Origin of the sequence: Halomonas sp. MCCC 1A13316 (assembly GCF_014931605.1) — a bacterium.
Lineage (GTDB): Bacteria > Pseudomonadota > Gammaproteobacteria > Pseudomonadales > Halomonadaceae > Halomonas.
The window spans coordinates 4,431,639-4,453,924 of the sequence record NZ_CP053382.1; the positions used below are offsets into that span (position 1 = coordinate 4,431,639).

The following is a 22,286-nucleotide window of genomic DNA, read 5'->3' on the forward strand; positions in this document are numbered from 1 at the left end:
CGTGCGTCCCTGGAGCCATGAACTCTGGCGTCTCGGCCTGCTTGCCGTTGCCGGCAGCCTGGTCGGCTGGCTGCTTTCCGCCCCTGGCCTGGGGCTCGCCGCGGGGTTGACCCTGCGCCTGATCCATCACCTGCGCCAATTGCATGCCCTGCGCCGCTGGCTGACCCGCAATCCTCACAGCGAACCGCCCGCGGCCACTGGCCTATGGGGCGAGCTGTTCGACCGCCTGTACCGCTACCAGAAGGGCCAGCGCCATACCCAGCATCGTCTTCAAGCGACCCTCAAGCGCATCCAGGAGTCCTCCGAAGCGATGCGCGACAGCGTGGTGATGCTCGACCCGCATGGCGATCTGGAGTGGTGGAACAGCGCCGCTGAGCGCATGCTGGGCCTCAAGGCTGCCCACGATCGTGGCCAGCATATCACCAACCTGGTGCGTGACCCTCGCTTCGTCGCCTACTTCAATGCCCGCGATTACCGCGAGCCGCTGACGTTGACCTCGCCGGTCAACGAACGTGTGGTGCTGCAGTTCCAGATCACGCTCTACGGCGACGACGAACGCCTGGTGATGGCGCGCGACATTACCCGCCTGCACCGCCTGGAGGAGATGCGCCGCGATTTCGTCGCCAACGTCTCGCATGAGCTGAGGACACCGCTGACCGTACTGGCGGGCTATCTCGAGACCTATGCCGACGCCGCCGACCGTCTGCCGCCGCGCCTGGCCCAAGGGCTGACCCGCATGCAGGAACAGACCACCCGCATGCAGAATCTGGTCAACGATTTGCTGCTGCTGTCGCGCTTGGAAATCGACCAGGGCGGCGAGGATCATCTGCCGTTGGCCGTGCCGACGCTGCTCGAGGAGGTGCGCCAGGACACCGAGGCGCTGTCGGCGGGGCGTCAGCAAGTCCGCGTCGAGATCGAGGAGGAACGGCAGCTGCTCGGCAGCGATCCGGAAATTCATAGCGCGCTGTCCAACCTCGCCTCCAATGCGGTGCGCTACACCCCCGAAGGCAGCCACGTCGTGCTGCGCTGGAAGCCGCACCCCAAGGGCGCCTGCCTGGAAGTGGAGGACGATGGCGAGGGGATCGATCCGGTTCACATCCCCCGGCTCACCGAGCGCTTCTATCGGATCGACAAGGGGCGCAGCAGCGAGAGCGGCGGTACCGGTCTGGGACTCGCCATCGTCAAGCACGTGCTGCTGCGCCATGATGCCTATCTCGAGATCGAATCCCACCCCGGCCACGGCGCCCTGTTCCGCTGCGTGTTTCCCGTCTCTCGCCTGGTGGCTAACGTAGAAACGACTGAGCAAACTTCAGGCAGTTGAGTCTCCAATCCTCCCCTCAGGTGGGGACAACGTCACGCTCGCCGCGATAGTGGCGGTCCCACATCAGCACGGCGCCGGCCACGGCGCCGGGCAGCAGGAACAGGTTGGCCAGCGGGATCCAGGTGATCAACGTCACCCAGCCGCCAAAAGTAAGGGTCTGCCAGGCGTGCGAGGAGAGCCGGCGGCGCATGTCGGTGAAGCTCACCTTGTTATTGTCCATGGGGTAGTCGAGGTAGGTAATCGCCATGATCCAGGCCGAGAACAGCGCCCACAGGAAAGGGGCGATGACGTTGAGCACCGGCACCCAACTGAGGACGAACAGCGCCAGCGCCCGCGGCAGGATGTAGCCGAGCTTGACCAGCTCACGCCCCAACGCGTCCACGGCGGTGCGTGCCAGGCCGCGATCGTCCAGCGGTGGCCGGCCGGTGGCCTGGACCTCCACCTTGGCCGCCAGGAAGCCGTAGAAGGGCGCAGCGATGAAGTGGGTGACCAGAGTGAAGGTGAAGAACACGATCAGCACCAGGCTCGCCACGAACAGCGGCCAGATCAGCCACTCCAGCCAACCGAGCCAGGCCGGCACCATGGCCATCCAACTGTCCAACCAGCCACCGAAATGGCTGACCACGTAGTAGAGCATGGCCGAATAGACCGCCAAGTTGACGGCGATCGGGACATAGACGTAGCGGCGCAGGCCGCGGCCGTAGACCAGCCGCGTACCGCGGTTGAGTGCCGTCAAGGCGTTCAGCATCTGGGTCCTCTGTGTGAGTCATTCCTTGCGTGTCAGGGCGTCTTCGTCGATCTGGGCCGGGTCCATGTGACGAATATCGAGCCCTTTTACCAGATAGATGACGTATTCGGCGAGATTGTCGGCATGATCGCCGACCCGCTCAAGCGCGCGCAAGATCCACATCACGTTGAGTACCGGACCGATGGCGCGGCTGTCCTCCATCATGAAGGTCATCAGCGAGCGCATGGCGCTGCCGTACTCGTCGTCCACCGACTCGTCCTCGTGCACCACCTGCAGGGCCAACTCGGTGTCGAAGCGGGCGAAGGCGGTCAGCGCGTCGCGCAGCATGCGCCGCACGTGCTCGCTGATATGACGCACCTCGACCAGGCCGCGCACGCTATTGCCGGCATCGATCAGGGTCAGGGCATTGCGTGCGATCTTGCTCGCCTCGTCGCCGATTCGCTCCAGGTCGGCGGTGGCACGAATCACCGCCAGGACCAGGCGCAGGTCGGAGGCCGCCGGCTGGCGCCGCGCCAGCACCCGAGTGCACTCGTCATCGATCTTGAGCTGCATGGCGTTGACGTCGCGGTCGCGGTCGCGCACCTTCTCGGCCAGACGGCTGTCGCCCTCAAGCAGCGCCTGGATCGCCTCCTGTACCTGCTGCTCGACCAGCCCGCCCATGGTCATCAGCTGGGTCTTGAGCGCCTCCAGCTCCTGGTTGAACTGGCGGGAGATATGCTGGCTGTGGGTATCGCTGGTAATGTCCATCGTTCTCTCCTCGGGTGGCCTCGATCAGGCCATGCGGCCGGTGATGTAGTTTTCGGTACGACGCAGGCTGGGGTTGGTGAACAGGGTGTCGGTGGGGGCGTACTCCACCAGTTCGCCGTCCTGCAGGAAGGCGGTGTAGTCGGAGACTCGCGCCGCCTGCTGCATGTTGTGCGTCACGAGTATCAGCGTCAGCTGCGATTTCAGGCTGCGAATCAGCTCCTCGATCTTCAGCGTCGAGATCGGATCCAGCGCCGAGGCCGGCTCGTCGAGCAACAGCACCTCGGGGCGCACCGCCAGCGAGCGGGCAATCACCAGGCGCTGCTGCTGACCGCCAGAGAGTGACCAGGCCGAGGCGCGCAGGCGATCCTTCACCTCATCCCACAGTGCCGCGGCATGCAGCGCCCACTCGACGATGTCATCCATGCGCCGACGCGTCAGCCCACCCTGCAGGCGCAGGCCGAAAGCCACGTTCTCGTAGATCGACATGGGGAATGGATTGGGCACCTGGAACACCATGCCGACACGGCGGCGCAGCTCGTCCACGGCCACCTCGGGCGCGTGAATGTCCTGGTCTTCGAGCAGTATCCTGCCCTCGTGGCTTACCTCCTCGTTGAGATCGTGCAGCCGGTTGAGCGTGCGCAGCAGCGTCGACTTGCCACAGCCCGACGGTCCGATAAATGCCGTGACCCGGTGCCGGGGTACCCGCAGCGAGATCCCTCGCAGCGCCGGCTTGCCACCATAGGCCAGGCCCAGACCCTCGATCTGAAAACAGCTGGTCTCGGCTGGGAAATCGATGATCGATTCCGAGGTGGGCCGGAAGCGGGACGGCAAGTTCATCGGTGGGAGTTACCTCTTCATGGACGCGGCTGCACACCGTGACGCGCGCGAAAATAATGACGCAGAAAGATGGCAGTCAGGTTAAGCACCAGAATGACCAGCACCAAGAGTAGCGCCGTGGCAAACACCAGCGGCATGGCCGCCTGCACGTCGCTGCCGTGAAACGCCGTATCGTAGATGTGATAGCCCAGATGCATGAATTTGCGCTCAAGATGGAGGAAAGGGAACTCGCCGTCCACCGGCACCTGAGGTGCCAGCTTGGCCACGCCGACCAGCAGCAGCGGCGCTACCTCGCCGGCGGCCCGTGCCACCGCCAGGATCACCCCGGTGAGCATGGCCGGCACCGCCATCGGCAGCACTACCCTGGCCAATGTCTCGAACCGTGTGGCACCCAGCGCCAAGGCACCTTCGCGCTGCTCGACAGGGATTCGAGCCAGCCCCTCCTCGGTAGCGACGATGACCACCGGCAGCGTGAGCAGTGCCAGCGTCAACGACGCCCACAGCAGCCCTCCGGTGCCGAAAGTGGGCGAAGGCAGCGTATCGCTGAAGAACCATTCATCTAGCGAGCCCCCAATGCCATAGACGAACACTCCCAGGCCGAACACGCCGTAAACGATCGAGGGCACCCCCGCCAAGTTGCGTACCGCAATCCGCACCAGGTTCGTCCAGCGTCCCTGATGAGCCACCTCGTTGAGATAGACCGCTGCCAGCACGCCGAAGGGCGTGACCAGCAGCGACATCAGCAGCACCATCAACACGGTACCGAATATCGCCGGCCATACGCCCCCTGCCGAGTTGCCGTCCCGCGGGCCCTCGGCGAGGAAGCGCCATACGCCTTCCGCCCAGGCGGCCAGCTTCTGCGCCAGCGGCATGGCGTTGGGCTGCCAGGCACGCAGCACCTCGTCGAGTGGCTGCAGCAGGCGACGTCCGTCGGCGCTCTCGAGCAACGCCACTTCACCGCGCATCGCCTGCTGCAGGTCATGCACCCGGGCGTTGGCTTCGGCCAGCGCCCGCTGGGCGTCGGTGTCGTCCGGGTCGGTATCAAGCCGCCGAATCAGCGGCCTGAGCACCTCCCGGTGCAGCCGCTCGCGCTCGCTGCGCAGCTGCTCCAGCGCCGCCAGACGGGCCTGGAGCCTGGCCCATGCGGCTCGCTGAGGCTCATGACCTGGTGCCGCCTCGACGTCCCCCACCGCTACCAGACGGCCGATGAATTTCCCGTGGCGTCGACGCTCCAGTACCACCAGGTCCCGTGACCGCTCGCTCGCAACGATGGCATCGACCGGCAGCCAGTGCCAGACATGGCCATCGAGGTCGCGATTGGCGGTAAAATAGAGCCGTTCGCGCCCCTCCCCCTGCTCCAGCGGCAGCTCGCGCACGGCGCGGCCGGCCACTACCCGGCCATCGTCCATTTCTATCTGCTCGAGCGATGACGGCCAGAAATGAGCCAACCCGCGTGCCCCGATGAGCAGCATCAGCCCCCCCAGCATCAGCAGCGACAGCGCCACGCTACCGGCAGCGAGCCAGGCCCAGGGACCTTCCGAACGTGGCAGGCGACGCTTGGCGAGCTTCACGCGAGCCCCCTCACGGCGCACCACCGAGCCAGCGGTAGCGGCGCCTCAATCGGCTTCTCACCACCTCGGCCAGGGTATTGACCAGGAAGGTGAACAGGAACAGCAGCAGTGCCGCCAGCAGCAGCAGCAGATAGGCCTCGCTGCCGGGCACCGCCTCGGGCAGCTCGACGGCGATGCCCGCCGCCATGGTCCGCATACCCTCGAAGGGGCTGAGGCTCATCAAGGCCGTGTTGCCACTCGCCATCAGCACGATCATCGTCTCACCCACGGCGCGGCCGGCGCCGATCATCACCGCGGCGAAGATACCCGGCGATGCTGCCGGCAGCACCACCCGCCACAGGGTCTGCCAGCGCGTCGCACCCAGGGCGTGCGCTCCCTCGCCAAGCCTACCCGGGACGCCGGATAGCGCATCCTCGGCCAGGGCGTAGACGCTCGGCATCACGGCAAAACCCATCGCCAGCCCCACGATCATGGCATTGCGCGTGGCGTAGTCGATCCCCAGCTCGGCATCCAGCCAGCCGCGCAGATCGCCGCCGAACAGCAGCGACTCGAACCAGGGCGAGATGAGCAGAGTGAGCGATGCCAGCAGGGCCAGCCACGGCAACAGCCAAAGCCCGGCCCGGGCCAGCGACAGCCGGTGGCGTCCTGCCGAAGGCAGGCGCCGCCACACTGCAGAGGCCAGCAATACACCCATTGGCAACACCAGCAACAGTGCCAGCGAGCCCGCCAGGTGGCGCTCCACCCAGGGAGCCAGCACCAGGCCGGCAATGAAACCGATCACTACCCCGGGGAGCGCCTCCATCATCTCCAGGGTGGGCTTGATGCGGCTGCGCAACCGCTGCGACATGAACAGCGACGAATGGACAGCGGCACCCAGCGCCAGGGGAATGGCGAAAGCCATCGCCCAGAAGGCCGCCTTTAACGTGCCCCAGGCCATTGGCGTCAGCGCCATGCGAATGCGCGACGAATCGAGAACGCCTCCCAGCAGAGCCGGCATGACCTCCATCGCCAGGAATACGCCGATGGCCAAGACCGCGACTATCACCCCGATGCCGCCGGCCGTGATCAGGGCAGTAGCCAGCCGATCACGCTGCCGACGCCATAGGGGCCGGGTGGAAGAGGAATCGGGAGAGGGTGCTATCATGATCGGCAGCGTATAACGGCTTGATGACAGTTGGATGACAGCATCACGGCCGTGTGTCGTCCAGGCCCAACCGCTCACGCTGGGCCGCCAGAGCCGTATCCGATAGCGCCACGAAGCCCAGCTCTGCAACCGTCTGCTGACCTTGCGGCGAGAGGATGAGCTCCAGCAGCGCCCGCTCCGGCCCAGCAAGGGTCTCGCCAGGCGGCAGGTTGGCATAGAGATACAGTGCCCGGCTCAGCGGATATTCGCCCCGGCGAACCTGCTCGGCTTCGGGGAGCCGCAGCGTGCCCTCTTCGTCCTCCAGGGCCAGGGGCTTGACCCCTGGCGTCAGATGGTTGAGGCCGACATAACCGATCGCCTCGCGGCTCTCGGTCACTGCCGCCACCACGGCGGCCGAACCGGGGTGTTCGTTGAGCCGCCGGCGATACTCGCCACCGCACAGTGCGCGCTGGCGAAAGAGTCCATAGCTGCCCGAAGCCGGGTTGCGCCCATGCAGCTCGATACGTCCGTCCCGCCCCTCGATGGCAAGCTGCTCCCAGCGGTTGATATCGCGCTCGCTGCCACAGCGACGGGTTTGCGAGAAGATCGCATCGACTTCAGTCAAGCTCAGCGATTCCAGCGCATGGTGGCGATGGACGATGACCGCCAGCGCATCACGGGCCACCTCTACTTCCACCGGTGCGTAGCCATGGCTCCGGACGAAGGCTTGGCGCTCTTCCTCGTCCATCGGGCGCGACATGGGACCGAGCCGGGTGGTACCGGCCGCAAGCGCCGGAGGGGCGCTGGCCGATCCGCTGGCCTGCAGTTGCAGGCGAATGCCGGGGTGGCGCTCGCCAAGCTGCTCGCCCCAGCGCAACATCAGCCCGGCCATGGTGTCGGAGCCCACCACGCCCAGGGTACCGACTGGCGGCTCGCTCGCCTGGGCCATCGTCACCAGCATCGCCAGCAGCACAGCGAGGTATCCGTGGCGTAGCTTGTGCCAGCCGAGCGTCTCGCCGATGGGGATCATGACGGCCTCCTTGATGGATGTCGTAGGTTGCTGGAGAGGACAGCGAAGCGCCTATGGCGACTTGTCGCAGCGCTGGTGAGCACGGACCTTGGCGTATAAGATGGCCTACTGTGATCGCTGCAATGCAATATCACCACCCCACAACAACAAGCCGAGCTTACGACATTCCATGACCGACCTCGACGATGTTCCCGCGCCGCAGGGGCAACTGACCCTCAAGTTACTGGCCAATCGGCAGGAAACCAACCTTTACGGCGATATTCCCGGTGGCTGGCTGGTACGCCATATGGATCAGGCCGCCGAGCTGACGGCGGGCCGTGAAGCGCATGGCCGCACTGCCACCGTAGCCATCGAGAACATGGACTTCCTGTGCCCGGTGCGTGTCGGCTCGATGGTCAACATCTACACTGCCGTACGAGAAATCGGCCACAGCTCGATCAAGATCGACGTGGAGGTTTGGATCCGCCAGCCCCATGAGCGCGAGCACAGCGAGTTGCACAAGGTGACCGAAGCCCGCTTCGTGATGGTGGCGCTCGACGACAAGGGCCGTATCCGCGCCGTTAACCAGCCGGGTTGAACCGCGGCATACAACGCAAGAGGGCGCCTTGATGGCGCCCTCGTCGTGTCGCTGCGAGTCAATCAGCCGGTGACATTCTCGCGGGTCTTGAGATAGGCGAACTCGCCCACGTCGGTGAAGGTGCGCACCATCTCCTGGAAGGCTTGGTAGGATTCGTAGACCTTGGCCGAGTCCGGGTCGCTCTCCACCTGCGCCTGGATTACCTGCTGCGAAGATTCGTAGAGCGCCTGCATGACGTCCTCGGGGAAGCTGCGCAGTTGCACGCCGTGCTCGTTGACCAACGTTTCCAGGGCTTGGGCATTGCGATAGGCGAACTCGCTGACCATGGCCAGGTTAGAGGAGCGCGCCGCCTCGGTCACTACCGCCTTGAGGTCGTCGGGAAGCTCGTTCCAGGCGTCGAGGTTGACGGTGCCCTCGAGCACGGCGGAAGGCTCGTTCCACGCCGAGGTGTAGTAGTAGTCCGCTACCTGGTGCAGGCCGAAGGCCATGTCGTTGTAGGGCCCGACCCAATCGGCAGCGTCGAGCACGCCGGTCTGCATGGAGGTGAAGATCTCGCCGCCGGGCATGTTGACGGTGGTTACGCCGATACCGTTCATCGCTTCGCCGGCCAGCCCCGGCAGACGCAGCTTGAGCCCCTGCATGTCCTCCAGCGAGTTGATCTCCTTCTTGAACCAGCCGGCCATCTGGGTGCCGGTGTTGCCCACCGCGAACGGCTTGAGGTTGTGCTTGCCGTAGATCTCGTCCCAAAGCTCCTGACCGCCGCCGTAATAAAGCCAGGCGTTGGTTTCGGTGGTGTTCATGCCGAACGGCACGGCGGTGAAGAATTGCGAAGCGGCAACCTTGCCTCGCCAGTAGTAGGCCGCGGAGTGACCCATCTGGGCGGTGCCGGCGGCGACGGCGTCGAAGACTTCCAATGGCGGTACCAGCTCACCAGCACCGTGGACGCGAATGCGCATACGGCCGTTGGAGAGCTGCTCGATACGCTTGGCGAAATCGCTGGCCCCGGTACCCAGAGCCGGAAAGTTGGTCGGCCAGGAGGTGACCATGTCCCAGGTGATGGTTTCCTGCGCCTTGGCGGTGGAAACGAATGGCGCGGCGACCACACCGGCGGCGCCGAGACCGGCAGTCTTGAGGAATTTGCGGCGTTGCATGGCGAGCATGACTCCAGTGGTTATTCTGAGTCGCGTCTAATCAAGCGCGATGTGTCCGCCTGTGAGTATGCTTAATGACCATTTGGGCAGCAAGAGCGCCTTTTGACGTAGACGTCAACGTACCCCTTTTCATAACGGAGTTAGCTTGGCGAAGCCAAGCACCAACCATTTATCGCCTTCGCCCTCGAAGCTGACCTGTACCCGGGCTCGCGCACCCTCGCCTTCGGCATTGAGGATGACGCCTTCACCGAAAACAGGGTGCTGCACCCGTTGGCCCAGACTCAGGCTGGGCAAGTCACCGCCAGGGTCGACCGATGTTTGCCGAGACAGTCCCACCGCCGGACGGGTGGCCGTCACCGGTCGCGAAATCTGGCCACGCAGGCGCACCTCTTCCAGGTACTCGGCAGGTATTTCACGCAAGAAACGCGATGGCCGCTGAAAGGTTTCCTTGCCGTGCAGGCGACGTATCTCCGAGTGGGTCAGGTAGAGCTTGCGCATGGCCCGCGTCAGGCCGACGTAGCACAGGCGGCGCTCCTCCTCGAGGCGACCGGGCTCCTCCAGCGACATCTTGTGCGGGAACAACCCCTCCTCGACCCCGGCGATGAATACCACCGGGAATTCCAGCCCTTTCGCCGAATGCAGCGTCATCAGCTGCACGCTGTCCTCGAACTCGTCGGCTTCGTGATCGCCGGCGTTGAGCGCCGCCTCGGCCAGGAAAGCCTCCAGCGCCACGCCCCCCTCGCCGGCCTCGGGCGGGTCGAAGGACTCGCCCTGGGTGAAGGCGCGGGCGGCGTTGATCAGTTCCTCCAGGTTCTCGACCCGGGCTTGGCCTTTTTCACCTTTCTCGTTCTGGTGATGCTCGACGAGCCCCGATATCTCGTTCACATGAGCGATGATTTCGTGCAGTGCCATACCCGCGGTGTCGTTGTCGAGCCGTTCGACGAGATCGGCGAAGGCCTGCAATGCCGCGCCGGCACGCCCCTTCAGCGAACCGTCGGCTAGGCCGTCGTGCAGCGCCTGCCACAGTGACACGTCGGCCAGCCGGGCACGCTCGCGCAGCTGTTCCACAGTTCGGGTACCGATGCCGCGTGACGGCACGTTGACGATGCGCTCCAGCGAAGCATCGTCGTCTCGGTTGAGCAACAACCGCAGGTAGGCCAGCGCATTCTTGATCTCGAGACGCTCGTAGAAACGCTGGCCGCCGTAGATGCGATAGGGCATGCCCTGGCGGATCAGTGTCTCCTCGAGCACCCGCGACTGGGCGTTGGAGCGGTAGAGGATGGCCACGTCTCGGCGCCGGTAGCCCTCGTCGACTTTCTCCTTGATGGTGTCGACGATGAAACGCGCCTCGTCGAGATCGTTGAAGCCGGCATACACCGAGATCGGCTCGCCGCGCGCCCCGGCCGTCCAGAGCTCCTTGCCCATGCGCTCGGCGTTGTGGCTGATCAACGCGTTGGCGGCATCGAGAATGGCGCTGGTGGAGCGGTAGTTCTGCTCCAGTCGTACCGTTTTCGTCTCGGAGAACTCCCGCTCGAAGCGACGGATGTTCTCGATCCGCGCCCCGCGCCAGCCATAGATGGATTGATCGTCGTCGCCGACCACGGTCATCGGCGTCTTCATCCCGGTGAGCAGCTTGAGCCAGGCGTACTGCAGGGTGTTGGTATCCTGGAACTCGTCGACCAGCACGTGGGCGAAGCGCTCCTGGTAGTGAGCCAGCAGCGCCGGGGTGTCGCGCAGCAGTTCGAGGCTTCGCAGCAGCAGTTCGCCGAAATCGACCAGGCCACCGCGCTCACACGTCAACTGGTAGCGCTCGTAGAGCTCGACCATCTGGGCCAGGTAGGCGTCGCCATGCACGTCGACCTGATGCGGGCGCAGCCCCTCCTCCTTGCAGCCGGAGATGAAGTACTGCACCTGGCGCGGCGGGAAGCGCTCGTCGTCGACTCGATGCTCCTTGAGCAGGCGCTTGACCAGGCGCAGCTGGTCGTCGGAGTCGATGATCTGGAAGTGCTGCGGCAGTCGCGCATCCTGCCAGTGGGTACGCAGCAAGCGGTGAGAGATGGAGTGGAAAGTGCCGACCCAGACGTTGCGCAGCGACAACCCCAGCAGTGCCTCGAGGCGGGTACGCATCTCGCGCGCGGCCTTATTGGTGAAGGTCACGGCCAGAACGGCATAGGGCGACAGCCCCTCGGCCTGCATCAGCCAGGCGATGCGATGCACCAAAACGCGGGTCTTGCCCGAGCCGGCCCCGGCCAGCACCAGCATGTTGCCCTGGGGCGCGCTCACCGCCTCGCGCTGAGCCGGATTCAACTGATCGAGAATCGCCGTGACGTCATCCATGGAAGGGGTCTGCCGCTGGAAAATTGATCGCCCAGCTTAGCATATTGCGACTTACTCCATTGAACCGTCAGCTAAGGCCATTCCAATCAAATCCCACAGGAAAGAGCTGATTTATTTCGCGAGCGATGAGAGGCTGGTCGCCGCCGGAGCGCAGCTCCCGGAGTGTAGCCTGCTACATGAGGAGAGCGACGGTCCGACGCATCGGCACCGCCGGCGGCCAGCATATCGAGCGCAGCAATAAATCAGCCTTTCCTCAAGGCTTGCCTTCCTGTTCCGGAAACCTCAACGGCGTCAGGCTCTTCTTCACCGCCTTGAGCTGCTCGGCGAGCCTCGGCCCGCGGGTCTTTGCCACGCCCACGGCGAGCACGTCGACCAACACCAGGTGGGCGATACGCGAGCTCATCGGCGTATAGATCTCGGTGTCCTCGTGTACGTCGATGTACAGCGGCAGGGTCACCTCCTCGGCCAGCGGCGAGCCGCTGGGGCACAGGCCGATCACCGTCGCCCCCGCCTCGCGGGCCAGGCGCACGCTGGCCACCAGCGCCCGAGTGCGGCCGGTCTGGGAGATTGCCACTACTACATCGCCCTCCTTGAGCGTCACCGCCGACATGTTCTGCATGTGCGGGTCGGCATAGGCGGCGGTGGAGATCTGCAGGCGGAAGAACTTGTGCTGGGCATCGAAGGCCACCGCGCCGGAAGCGCCGAAGCCGTAGAACTCGACCCGGTTGGCCATGGCCAGCGCCTGTATCGCCCGGCTCATGGCATCGTTGTCGAGCCGGTCGCGCACCGACAGCAGGGTGCCCACGGTGGAGTCGAAGATGCTCTGCGAGAACTCGGCGACCGAGTCGTCGTCGTTCATCGTGAACTGGGCGAACTGGCTGCCCGAGGCCAGCATTTGTGCCAGCTTGAGCTTGAAGTCCTGGAAGCCGTTGCAGCCCAACGCCCGGCAGAAACGCACCACGGTCGGTTCGCTCACCTTGGCCTCGGTGGCCAGGTCAACGATGCGCATATGGATCACTTCATCGGGGTTGCGAAGCACGAAGCGCGCCACTTTCTGCTCGGAGCGGCGAAAATGCTCCATGCGGCGTCTCATTTCATCGAACAGGGCGCGGCTCACGCTGAACTCCTTGGTAGACGAACGCAGAAGCTCAGTATGCCTGATCCGAATCGCTTGGGGGAATTTCCGTGAAATCGTGAAATGGCCCACTTCGTCATGAAACTGTCAAGTGGGGTATAGTAAAGATGCTGTGATGTGATCTTGCCGCACCAGAGAAGAAAAGGCACAGAAGAAGAAGGGAGAGTCGATCATGAGTAAGATCGAGCGGGTCACTTCCGTCAAGAATGAAATTCTGGACATCTTCATGAGCATCAATGTCGCCGAGCACGAGAAGCGCTCCCGCAGCGCCGCTCAGCGTAACCTGCGAGCCCGGCGCGGCATCGAGTTGCACCAGGAGTTCAAGCAGCTCGAACGCGACATCGCCGATCTGGCCGACGAAGAGAAACACTGAAACGGCCGCCAAGAGGCGGCCGTGAAGACAGACAACTCAAGCCCCGTCCGGCGGGGCTTAGGGGTGTTGTCACCCCAGCAGCGTCACCCCAGCAAGGAGTGAATAAACACCGCGACCACACCCAGCGGTGCCACGTAGCGCGCCACCACGAGCCACAGCGACTCGCTGGAGCTGGAGAGATTGAGTTCGGCAGCCACGCTCTTGCGATCCAGGCACCAAGCAACGAACAGGATCGCGCCGAGGCCTGTCAGGGGCAGCAGAATCTTGCTGGTGAAGGTATCCAGCAGGTCGAAGATGTTGAGCCCCAGAATCAGAACATCCCCCAGCATATTGAACGAGAGCAGGGCGAGGATACCCAGTGTCCATACCGCCACCCCGCTGATCAGGGTCGCCACGACGCGCGAGAGCGGCGTACGTTCTTCGACGAATTCCACCACCGGTTCCAGCAGCGAGATGGCCGAGGTCAGCGCCGCGAAGGTCAGCAGCAAGAAGAACGCCAGACCGAGCAGGGTACCGCCGGCCATGTTGCCGAAGGCCAGCGGCAGCGTGACGAAGATCAGCCCCGGGCCTGAAGCGAGGTCCAGTCCGTTGGCGAACACGATGGGGAAGATCGCCAGACCCGCCAGCAAGGCGATGCCGGTATCGAGGATGATCACGGTGCGGGCAGTGCCCAGCAGGTTGACCTCCTCGCCCAGGTAGGAGCCGTAGGCCATCATGATGCCCATGCCCAGCGAGAGGGTGAAGAAGGCCTGCCCCATGGCAGCCAGCACCACCTCGCCGTTGATGGCGCCCCAATTGGGCCGGAACATGAAGGAGAGCGCCTCACCGAAGTGACCGGTCGTCATGCCGTAGCCCACCAGGACCAGCATCAGGATCACCAGCGCCGGCATCATGGTGCGAACAGCCCCTTCCAGCCCCTTGGTCACGCCGCGGGCCACGATACCGATGACCAGCACCATAAAGAGGGTGTGCCATAGCAGAAGTACACCGGGGCTGGCCAGCATGCCGTTGAAGACGCCACCGACTTCCTCGGCGTTCTGGCCGCTGAATGTACCGGTGATCGAACCCAGCGTGTAGGAGAGTGACCAGCCACCGATCACGCTGTAGAAGGAGAGGATCAGGAAGGCGCCGAGAACCCCGCTGACACCGACCAATACCCAGGCCGGCAAGTGTCCGCCTCGGCGCGCGAGTTCGGACATCGCATTGATCGGATTCTCCTGACCACGCCGACCGATCAGCCATTCTGCCACCAAGATCGGCAGACCAATGACGGCGATGCAGAGCAGATAGACCAGGACGAAAGCTGCCCCTCCGCTCTCGCCCACCATATAGGGAAACTTCCAGATATTGCCCAGCCCTACCGCCGAGCCAGCGGCAGCGAGCACGAAGGTCATCTTCGATGACCATTGCGCATGTACGAGTTTAGACATGGTCCACCTATTGTTGTGTGTCTGGTCATTGATCTTTCTCAAGCGCAAAAACACAGGAGATAGCAGTGTTTTTGACTCGAATGCCGGCAAATCTATCCGATCATACGCTCGAACGCCAGTAACGATGGCTGTCAGAACAGGCTCGTTTGACGTTCCCCGGCAAAATCACCCAGCGGTGGCAGGTCGATATCGCAGGCAAGCGCCTGGAAGAGCCGCCTGGCCAGTTGCGGGGCCTGACGGTTGTCAGCGGTATGCACAAACAAGAAAGGGGTTTTCCCCTGTTTTATCCACAGCTTGATCTGTGCGACCCAAGGCTGGAAGTGATCTCTGTTGATTGATTCTTCCAGATGTCCGATGAAGCGAATCAACGGCTGGTTTCCCGTGGAAAGCACGTGTAATGGGCATCTTGGCTTTTCATTCTGGGCGTGGGCCAGAGCCGGGCTGCCTTCCGCCATTGTCGAGAACAGCGCACGGACGTCGAGCATGGCGCGGTTGGCGCCATGAGTTATCAACAGACGGTTCAAGGCAACTTCGGCCATCCCCTTGTGGAAAAACTCGGGGTGACGAACCTCTACGGCGCAGGGAATACCAGCCGGCCAGCGCGTCAACAGCGCCTCTAGCCGGGGCAGTTCGGCGAAGCCGAAATCCCGCGGCAACTGAACGAGCAGCGGGCCCAGGCGATCGTGCAGCGGCGCGAGCGCCTCGAGAAAGGCATCGAACTCGGCCTCGACGTCGTGTAGACGCTTCCCATGGGTGAGTGTCGCCGGCAACTTGAAGCAGAAACGGAAGGAGGGGGGTGCCAGACGCGACCAGCCTGCCACCGTCTCCGCCTTGGGAGCACCGCTGTAGAAAGTGGTGTTGCCCTCCACTGCGGAAAAGACCTGGGCGTAGTCGGCCAGCCAACCCTCCTGGCCAGCATAGGGCGGGTAAAGGGAGCCACACCACTCGGGATTGGCCCACATGGGCAAGCCCAGGAACAATCCCGGCACGGCCTCCTCCCCGCTTCGCCGTCGAGTCGCGCCGCAGGGCGGCGTTGCTACTCCACCGTCACCGACTTGGCCAGGTTGCGCGGCTGGTCGACATCGGTGCCCTTGAGTACCGCTACATGGTAGCTCAGCAACTGCAGCGGCACGGTATACAGGATCGGGGCCAGGGCCTCATGCACATGGGGCAGCAGCAGCACCCTGACGCCCTCCTCTTCCATGATCTCGACTTGCTCGTCGGCGAAGACGAAGAGTTCACCGCCCCGTGCCTTCACTTCCTGCAGGTTCGACTTGAGCTTGTCGAGCAGCTCGTCGTTGGGTGCCACGGAAATGACCGGCATCTCGCTGTCGACCAGAGCCAGCGGCCCGTGCTTGAGTTCTCCGGCGGGGTAGGCCTCGGCGTGGATGTAGGAAATCTCCTTGAGCTTGAGGGCACCCTCCAGGGCGATGGGGAAATGCGCACCGCGCCCCAGGAACAAGGCATGGTGCTTCTCGGCGAAGGCCGTCGACAACGCCTCGATGGCGCCATCCAGCTTCAGCACGCGGCTCACCAGTTGCGGCAGGGCTCGCAGAGCTGCGACCACTTCGGCCTGGGTCTCGGCAGCAAGACCCTTGACTCGTCCCATGGCCAAAGTCAGCAGCATCAGCGCGGTAAGCTGGGTGGTGAAGGCCTTGGTGGAAGCGACGCCGATCTCGGGACCGGCCTGGGTCATCAGGGTCAAGTCCGACTCCCGCACCAATGAGCTACCCGGCACGTTGCAGATCGCCAGGCTGCCGAGATAACCCTGTTCACGGGAGAAGCGCAGCGCCGCCAGGGTATCGGCGGTCTCGCCGGACTGCGACAGAGTGACGAACAGGGTATCTTCGGGCACGACCACGGTACGATAGCGATACTCCGAGGCCACCTCCACCTGCACGGGTATTCCGGCATAACGCTCGAGCCAGTAGCGTGCCACCAGGCCGGCGTGGTAACTGGTGCCGCAAGCCACGATATGTACCTGCTTGACCCGGGCAAACAGCGCCTCGGCATCGGGGCCGAAGCACTCGGCCGGCACCGTGCGCTCACCCAAGCGCCCCTCGAGTGCCACTGCGATCACCGCTGGCTGCTCGAAGATCTCCTTCTGCATGAAGTGGCGATACTCACCCTTGCTGGCGACACCATCACCATGCTCGAAGGATTGAACCTGACGCTGCACGGTCTGACCTTGGGCGTCGAAGATCTCGATGCGCCCCCCAGCGGAAAGCCGCACCACATCGCCTTCCTGAAGGTAGATGAAGCGGTCGGTGACCTGCAGTAGTGCCAGTGGGTCAGAGCCGAGGAAGGCCTCGTTGATGCCCACTCCCACCACCAGCGGGCTACCCTTGCGCGCGCCGACGATGACATCGGGCTCGTCGGCGTGTAACACCGCCAGCGCGTAAGCGCCCTCCAGGCGTGCCAGGCCCCGCTGCACGGCGGCCAGCAGGCCGTCACCGTGCTGGTATTCATGCTCCAGCAGGTGAGCCACCACCTCGGTATCGGTCTGCGAGGAGAAGGAATAGCCGCCTGCCTGCAATTCACGCCGCAGCGGCTCGTGGTTCTCGATGATGCCATTGTGCACCAACGCCAGCCGGTCGCCCGACTGATGCGGGTGGGCATTCTCCTCGCTGGGCTTGCCGTGGGTGGCCCAACGCGTGTGAGCGATACCGCAGCGGCCAGGCAACGCGGCCTCCGCAAGCAAGGACTCGAGGGCGGCCACCTTGCCCAGCGCCCGGCGGCGATGCAGCTCGCCGGAACCGGTGAGCACGGCCATGCCGGCCGAATCGTAGCCGCGATACTCCAGCCGTCTGAGCCCTTCGAGCAGGATGCCTTCCACGTTGCGCTCGGCAACGGCACCAACGATTCCACACATGACGATTCCTCTCGCTTGCCTCAGTCTCAGGTCTTCTTGGTCGGCCGCACCCAGTCGGCCTTGGCGACCTGGCGCCCACGGGAAACGGCCAGGGTGTTGTCGGGCACGTCCTTGCTGATGGTCGAGCCTGCGCCGATCGTGGCGCCACGGCCGACAGAGACCGGTGCCACCAGGGCGGTATTGGAGCCGATGAAGGTGTCGTCGCCGATATCGGTGCGATGCTTGTTGGCCCCGTCGTAGTTGCAGGTGATGGTACCGGCACCGACGTTGACGTCACGCCCCAGCCGCGCATCGCCCACATAGCTCAAGTGATTGATCTTGCTGCCCTCGCCCACCTCGGCGTTCTTGGTCTCGACGAAGTTGCCCACTTTGGCGCCCACTGCCAGGCGCGTGCCGGGGCGCAGCCGGGCGAAAGGCCCGATGCGGTTGCGGCCGGCCGCCACGGCCCCTTCGATCACGCTGTGAGGCTCGATGACGGTTTCGGCACCGATATGGCTATCACGTATGACACAGTGTGGCCCGATACGCACGCCCTCGCCCAATTCGACCTCGCCCTCGAAAACGCAGCCGACGTCGATCTCGACGTCGTGCCCGCAGCTCAGGCGGCCGCGCACGTCGATGCGTGCCGGATCGAGCAGCGCCACGCCCTGGACCATGAGCTGCTCGGCGATGTGCAACTGGTGCGCGCGCTCGAGGCGAGCCATCTGCAAGCGGTTATTGACCCCTTCCACTTCCAGCGGATCGGCAGGCTGGGCGGTGGCGATAGCGACCCCCTCGGAAGCGGCCATGGCGATGACGTCGGTCAGGTAGTATTCGCCTTGGGCATTGTCGGCGGAGAGACGCGGCAGCCAGCGCTTAAGCTGGGATGCGGTCATGGCCATGATGCCGGTATTGCACTCGCGGATTGCCAGCTCTTTGTCGCTGGCATCCTTCTGTTCGACGATGGCCACCGCCTCGCCGTGGGTATCGCGTACGATGCGACCATAGCCGCTCGGATCGTCCATGGTCACGGTGAGCAGCCCCATGCGCGACTCGTTCACCACTTCCAGCAGGGCGGCCAGTGTCTGGCGCCGGATCAGCGGCACGTCGCCATACAGCACCAGTACCCTGCCCTCTCCCAGGCCATCCAGCGCCTGAGCCACCGCATGGCCGGTACCCTTCTGTTCGGCCTGCAGTGCATAGCGCACCGGATAGTCGCCCAGCGCTTCACGCACCCGGTCGGCACCGTGACCGACCACCACGTGGAGGCGATCCGCCTCCAGCTTCTGCGCCGTGTCGAGCACATGACGCACCATCGGTTTACCGGCCAGGCGATGCAACACCTTGGGCAAGGTCGAACGCATCCGCGTACCCTGTCCGGCAGCTAGAATCACCACATCCAGGGTCATCGAAGACTCCTTGTCCATTCGATTGGCTCCAGTTCATCGGGGGCAGGCGGCTCACCCGTCTTCTCTTGATGCAGGGCCCTCGGCACCGTTCTCAACGGCTCAACGTACTTCCAGGCCCATCTCATCGCTCAGTTCCTGACCGAAGTAGTCGGCGAAGGCAGGACTCGCCAGGCTACTCCAGCCTTCCCCCTCGCGCACCAGCAGTAATACTCTGAGACCCTGCTCGCGTGCCAGCGCCAGCCCTTCCTCTACGCCCAATACCGTGATGGCGGTAGCCCAGGCGTCGGCCCAGGCATTGGAGGGGTGAACCACCGTTACCGACGCCACACGGTGCTCGATGGGTCGGCCGGTGCGTGGATCGATGGTATGCGAGAAGCGCTTCCCATCCTCTTCAAAATAATTGCGGTAATCGCCGGAAGTGGCCACCGACATATCGTGTAGCGGCACGATATGGGTGGCTTCCTGACGATCGTCGAGCGGCGCCTCGATGCCGATGCGCCAAGGCTCGTCGTCGCTGTCGCGATAGCCGCGAGCGATCAGGTCACCGCCCAGGTTGACCAGATAGTGCTCGATGCCCTCGGTGTCGAGGTAGGCGGCGACTCGATCGGTGGCGTGGCCCTTGGCCACGCCACCGAGATTGATGAACACGTCTCGCCGGCGCCGCGCCTGCATGGCATTCTCGTCGATCTCGATGCTGTCGGGACCGACCTCGGCCAGACGCGCCTGCAGGGTTTCGTCGTCGGGTACCTCCCGCGGACGAGCTTCTGAACCGAAACTCCACAAGTTGACCAGCCCGCCGAGAGTCACGTCGAAGGCACCGTTGCTCGCCTCGGCTACCGACTGACTGATCGCCAATACTTCGATCAGCTCGTTGGAGAGCGGCTGCCATTCATCGAGGGGCGCCTGGTTGAAGGCCATCAGCTCCGAGTCGTCGCGATAAATCGACATCGCGGCATCCACCTGCTCTAGCACCTCGAGCAGCCCCTCCTCCAGTTCACGCGCCTGGCCCTGAGTCAGGCTGTCGGCGATGGTCACTTGGTAGAAGGAGCCGAAGATGCTTCCCTCCATACGAACCGGCGAATCCAGCGGACGCTCACTCTCGGAGCAGCCGGTGAGAAGCAAGCCCAGGCACAGCGCAAAGGCCACCACCACGGGGCGCAGGACAGGGATCATGGTAACAGGACTCCTCGATAGAGTGTGCTTGGCTACCAGAAGAGCCACAGTAGCCAAAGCCCCAACACGATGCGATAGACGACGAAGGGTTGCATGCCAATTCGCTTGATGAAAGCGATGAAATAATGGATGCAGAGATAGGCGCTCAGACCCGACAGGAGCACTCCAACCGCCAAGGAAAGCCAGTCGATATCATGGGGTGCCTGTATCAGGCTGACGATCTCCAGTCCTGATGCCAGGACAATCACAGGAATCGACAGCAAAAACGAGAAACGCGCTGCGCCCTCGCGGCTCAGGCCCAGCAGCAACGCCGCGGTAATGGTGATGCCGGAGCGCGACGTGCCGGGGAACAGTGCCATTGCCTGAGCCAAACCGATAAGCATGGCATCGCGCAGGGACAGTTGATACTCGCTCCGACCCGCGCGCTTGTGCCAGTCGGCATAGCCAAGCAGCAAGCCGAAGCCAATCAGACCCACTGCGATCAGGATAGGCGAGCGCATACCAACTTCGATCACGTCATGCAGGACGAGGCCAACTACGCACACCGGGATAGTGGCCAGTAACACCCACCAGGCCAGCCGGGCGTCAGGATCTTCGCTGCCCTCGCGCAGCGTGTTGCCACGCAGCGACTTGATCCAACTCGTCGCCATGCGCTGCAGATCGTGTCTGAAGTAGAAGACCACCGCCAACAGGCTGCCCAGATGCACCGCCACGTCGAAGACCAACCCTTGGTCATTCCAGTCGGTTAATGCGGGTACCAGAATGAGATGAGCCGAACTCGAAACCGGCAGGAACTCGGTCAGCCCCTGGATCAATGACAGCACGACGACCTGAAGCCAATCCATATGGCACTCTTCCTCCTGATGACAAGGAGCCGGCAGCAAACGCACGGCAGGACGCGAAAGAGAATACACGTCACCTTGCCGCTTGTCCGCCGTGTCTCGTTACAATTCTGTTCGAGTCGAGGCCGGCGTCGTCGAGCGTCTGGAGCGTCGAGGCGCGGTTCGTGCCCGCATCCGCTAGAGCCCCGTCAATACCGCCGTGGCGATGGAGAAGTAGATCAGCACTCCGCAAGCGTCGATGACGGTGGTCACCAGAGGCGCCGAAGCGGTAGCCGGGTCCCAGCCCACCCGGTTGAGCACGAACGGCAGGCACATGCCGAGCAGGCTGCCGAACAGCACGATGGTGACCATGCTGGTGGAGACGATCATGGCCACGGCCTCGCCACCGCGCATCACCCCGATGGGCGCCACCGCCAGCGCCATGGTCAATCCCAGGGATCCGGCGACCAGCAGCTCGCGGCCGAGCAGCTTGCCCCAGTCCTTGACCCCGACGTCGCCAGTGGCCATGCCGCGCACCATCAGGGTCGCGGCCTGGGCACCGGCGTTGCCGCCGCTGCCGATCAGCAGCGGCAGGAAGAACACCAGTGCCACTTGGGCGGCGATGGTGTCCTCGAAGTAGGCGATACCGGCACCGGAGAAGAGATTGGCGAACACCAGCAGCACCAGCCAAGTCACGCGCTTGCGGTAGAGGCTCCATAGCGGTACCCGGCTGACGCCATCCTCGAGCTGGCCGATGGACATGCCCTTGTGGAAATCCTCGGTAGCCTCTTCCTCGGCAACGTCCATGGCATCGTCATGGGTGACGATGCCGACCAGGCGCTCGTCGGGATCGATGACCGGTACGGCCAGCATGTCATAACGGGCCACCAGGCGAGCGACCTCCTCCTGCGCTTCGTCCACCGATACGCTGATCACGTCCTTGATCATCAGTTCGTCGACCTGAGCGCCTGGGCGGGCCACCATTAGCTGACGCAGCGACAGGGTACCGGCCAGCTTACCCTCCGGATCGATGATATAAAGCTGATAGACCGTCTCGGCATCCGGCGCGGTCTGGCGCACCCGCATCATCGCCTGGGACACGGTCATGCCACTCGGAATGGCCACGTAGTCCGAGGTCATGATCGAACCGGCGGTGCCCTCTTCATAGCTCGCTAGGCGCTTGAGGTCCTCGCGCTCCTGTCGCGCCATCCGCCTGAGCAGCACTTCCTGGCGATCCTCGCCAAGCAGATTGAACAGGTCGGCACGCTCATCCGAACCCATCTCTTCCAGTACCGAAAGCAGCAGCTCGTCGGACATGGCCTCGGCAACTTCGACCTGGACCTCTCCCGCCAGGTATCCCAGAACGTTGGCGCGGCGCTCCAGCGGCAGACAGTCGAGCAGTTTCAGGACGGAAGGAAGGTCGTCGTCATCCTCGGCCATCTCCTCGAGGATCTCGGAAAGATCCGCGGCACGCAGTTCGGGAAGCCATTGATCGAGGCGTTCGCTATCCTCCTGCTCGAGGGCAAGGATCAGGGTTTCCTTGTGTTCCTGCAGCTGTTCGCTCAACGACATGGCGTTCTCCTGGGGCCACGCAGGTGGAAAGATCATCACCGCATGGTGGCATGAGTATGGGCTCGGTCACCGCCGATACC

The 22,286-nt window shown here is 63.9% G+C and carries 19 protein-coding genes; 3 read left to right on the forward strand and 16 right to left on the reverse strand.

What is annotated here, in order from left to right; translation table 11 throughout:
• Window position 1 precedes the first annotated feature (1 nt).
• The gene (gene phoR / locus HNO52_RS20625; RefSeq protein ID WP_197567013.1) at window positions 2–1,321 is read left to right on the forward strand and encodes a phosphate regulon sensor histidine kinase PhoR; all 1,320 of its coding nucleotides are present in this window, start codon (window positions 2–4) and stop codon (window positions 1,319–1,321) included.
• 16 nt (window positions 1,322–1,337) lie between these two features.
• Here the strand turns inward: phoR and cysZ are convergent, their stop codons facing one another.
• From cysZ to HNO52_RS20655, 6 genes are all read right to left on the reverse strand, one after another.
• Entirely contained in the window at window positions 1,338–2,069 is a 732-nt protein-coding gene (gene cysZ, locus HNO52_RS20630) for a sulfate transporter CysZ (protein WP_197567014.1), read from the reverse strand.
• An 18-nt stretch (window positions 2,070–2,087) separates the two neighbouring features.
• Complete coding sequence (gene phoU / locus HNO52_RS20635; protein WP_197567015.1) at window positions 2,088–2,816, reverse strand: phosphate signaling complex protein PhoU; 729 nt, start codon at window positions 2,814–2,816, stop codon at window positions 2,088–2,090.
• Between the two features lie 24 nt (window positions 2,817–2,840).
• Window positions 2,841–3,653 (reverse strand): phosphate ABC transporter ATP-binding protein PstB, encoded by an 813-nt coding sequence (pstB, locus tag HNO52_RS20640; protein ID WP_197567016.1) that lies wholly within the window; start codon window positions 3,651–3,653, stop codon window positions 2,841–2,843.
• Between the two features lie 17 nt (window positions 3,654–3,670).
• Window positions 3,671–5,140, reverse strand: coding sequence for a phosphate ABC transporter permease PstA (gene pstA, locus HNO52_RS20645; protein WP_232090851.1), 1,470 nt, complete (start codon window positions 5,138–5,140; stop codon window positions 3,671–3,673).
• A 94-nt stretch (window positions 5,141–5,234) separates the two neighbouring features.
• Complete coding sequence (locus HNO52_RS20650; protein ID WP_197567018.1) at window positions 5,235–6,368, reverse strand: ABC transporter permease subunit; 1,134 nt, start codon at window positions 6,366–6,368, stop codon at window positions 5,235–5,237.
• A gap of 43 nt (window positions 6,369–6,411) precedes the next feature.
• The gene (locus tag HNO52_RS20655) at window positions 6,412–7,377 is read right to left on the reverse strand and encodes a PstS family phosphate ABC transporter substrate-binding protein (protein ID WP_197567019.1); all 966 of its coding nucleotides are present in this window, start codon (window positions 7,375–7,377) and stop codon (window positions 6,412–6,414) included.
• 169 nt (window positions 7,378–7,546) lie between these two features.
• Between HNO52_RS20655 and HNO52_RS20660 the strand changes: the two genes are divergently transcribed.
• Window positions 7,547–7,954 carry an acyl-CoA thioesterase gene (locus HNO52_RS20660; RefSeq protein ID WP_197567020.1) on the forward strand — a complete coding sequence of 136 codons (408 nt, stop codon included), beginning with the start codon at window positions 7,547–7,549 and terminating at the stop codon, window positions 7,952–7,954.
• 62 nt (window positions 7,955–8,016) lie between these two features.
• On the opposite strand, the gene HNO52_RS20665 is transcribed toward HNO52_RS20660, so the two are convergent.
• The 3 genes from HNO52_RS20665 to hexR form a co-directional block, all read right to left on the reverse strand.
• A complete protein-coding gene (locus tag HNO52_RS20665) occupies window positions 8,017–9,105 on the reverse strand; it encodes a TRAP transporter substrate-binding protein (protein ID WP_197567021.1) in 1,089 nt (362 codons plus the stop codon).
• 129 nt (window positions 9,106–9,234) lie between these two features.
• Entirely contained in the window at window positions 9,235–11,442 is a 2,208-nt protein-coding gene (uvrD, locus tag HNO52_RS20670; protein WP_197567022.1) for a DNA helicase II, read from the reverse strand.
• A 253-nt stretch (window positions 11,443–11,695) separates the two neighbouring features.
• The gene (gene hexR / locus HNO52_RS20675; RefSeq protein ID WP_167112924.1) at window positions 11,696–12,559 is read right to left on the reverse strand and encodes a transcriptional regulator HexR; all 864 of its coding nucleotides are present in this window, start codon (window positions 12,557–12,559) and stop codon (window positions 11,696–11,698) included.
• A gap of 190 nt (window positions 12,560–12,749) precedes the next feature.
• On the opposite strand from hexR, the gene HNO52_RS20680 reads away from it, so the two are divergent.
• Window positions 12,750–12,950 (forward strand): PA3496 family putative envelope integrity protein, encoded by a 201-nt coding sequence (locus HNO52_RS20680; protein ID WP_197567023.1) that lies wholly within the window; start codon window positions 12,750–12,752, stop codon window positions 12,948–12,950.
• Between the two features lie 83 nt (window positions 12,951–13,033).
• Here HNO52_RS20680 and HNO52_RS20685 read toward each other — a convergent pair whose 3' ends face one another.
• The 7 genes from HNO52_RS20685 to mgtE all read right to left on the reverse strand — a co-directional run bounded on the left by HNO52_RS20685 (window position 13,034) and on the right by mgtE (window position 22,206).
• Window positions 13,034–14,380 carry a sodium-dependent transporter gene (locus HNO52_RS20685; protein WP_197567024.1) on the reverse strand — a complete coding sequence of 449 codons (1,347 nt, stop codon included), beginning with the start codon at window positions 14,378–14,380 and terminating at the stop codon, window positions 13,034–13,036.
• A 131-nt stretch (window positions 14,381–14,511) separates the two neighbouring features.
• Window positions 14,512–15,342 carry a DUF72 domain-containing protein gene (locus tag HNO52_RS20690; RefSeq protein ID WP_197569327.1) on the reverse strand — a complete coding sequence of 277 codons (831 nt, stop codon included), beginning with the start codon at window positions 15,340–15,342 and terminating at the stop codon, window positions 14,512–14,514.
• 74 nt (window positions 15,343–15,416) lie between these two features.
• Entirely contained in the window at window positions 15,417–17,252 is a 1,836-nt protein-coding gene (glmS, locus tag HNO52_RS20695) for a glutamine--fructose-6-phosphate transaminase (isomerizing) (RefSeq protein ID WP_197567025.1), read from the reverse strand.
• Window positions 17,253–17,278: 26 nt separating this feature from the next.
• The gene (gene glmU / locus HNO52_RS20700; protein WP_197569328.1) at window positions 17,279–18,640 is read right to left on the reverse strand and encodes a bifunctional UDP-N-acetylglucosamine diphosphorylase/glucosamine-1-phosphate N-acetyltransferase GlmU; all 1,362 of its coding nucleotides are present in this window, start codon (window positions 18,638–18,640) and stop codon (window positions 17,279–17,281) included.
• A 99-nt stretch (window positions 18,641–18,739) separates the two neighbouring features.
• Window positions 18,740–19,813 (reverse strand): FAD:protein FMN transferase, encoded by a 1,074-nt coding sequence (locus HNO52_RS20705; protein ID WP_197567026.1) that lies wholly within the window; start codon window positions 19,811–19,813, stop codon window positions 18,740–18,742.
• 32 nt (window positions 19,814–19,845) lie between these two features.
• Entirely contained in the window at window positions 19,846–20,658 is an 813-nt protein-coding gene (locus tag HNO52_RS20710) for an undecaprenyl-diphosphate phosphatase (RefSeq protein ID WP_197567027.1), read from the reverse strand.
• A 174-nt stretch (window positions 20,659–20,832) separates the two neighbouring features.
• Window positions 20,833–22,206, reverse strand: coding sequence for a magnesium transporter (mgtE, locus tag HNO52_RS20715; RefSeq protein WP_197567028.1), 1,374 nt, complete (start codon window positions 22,204–22,206; stop codon window positions 20,833–20,835).
• Window positions 22,207–22,286: the final 80 nt, after the last annotated feature.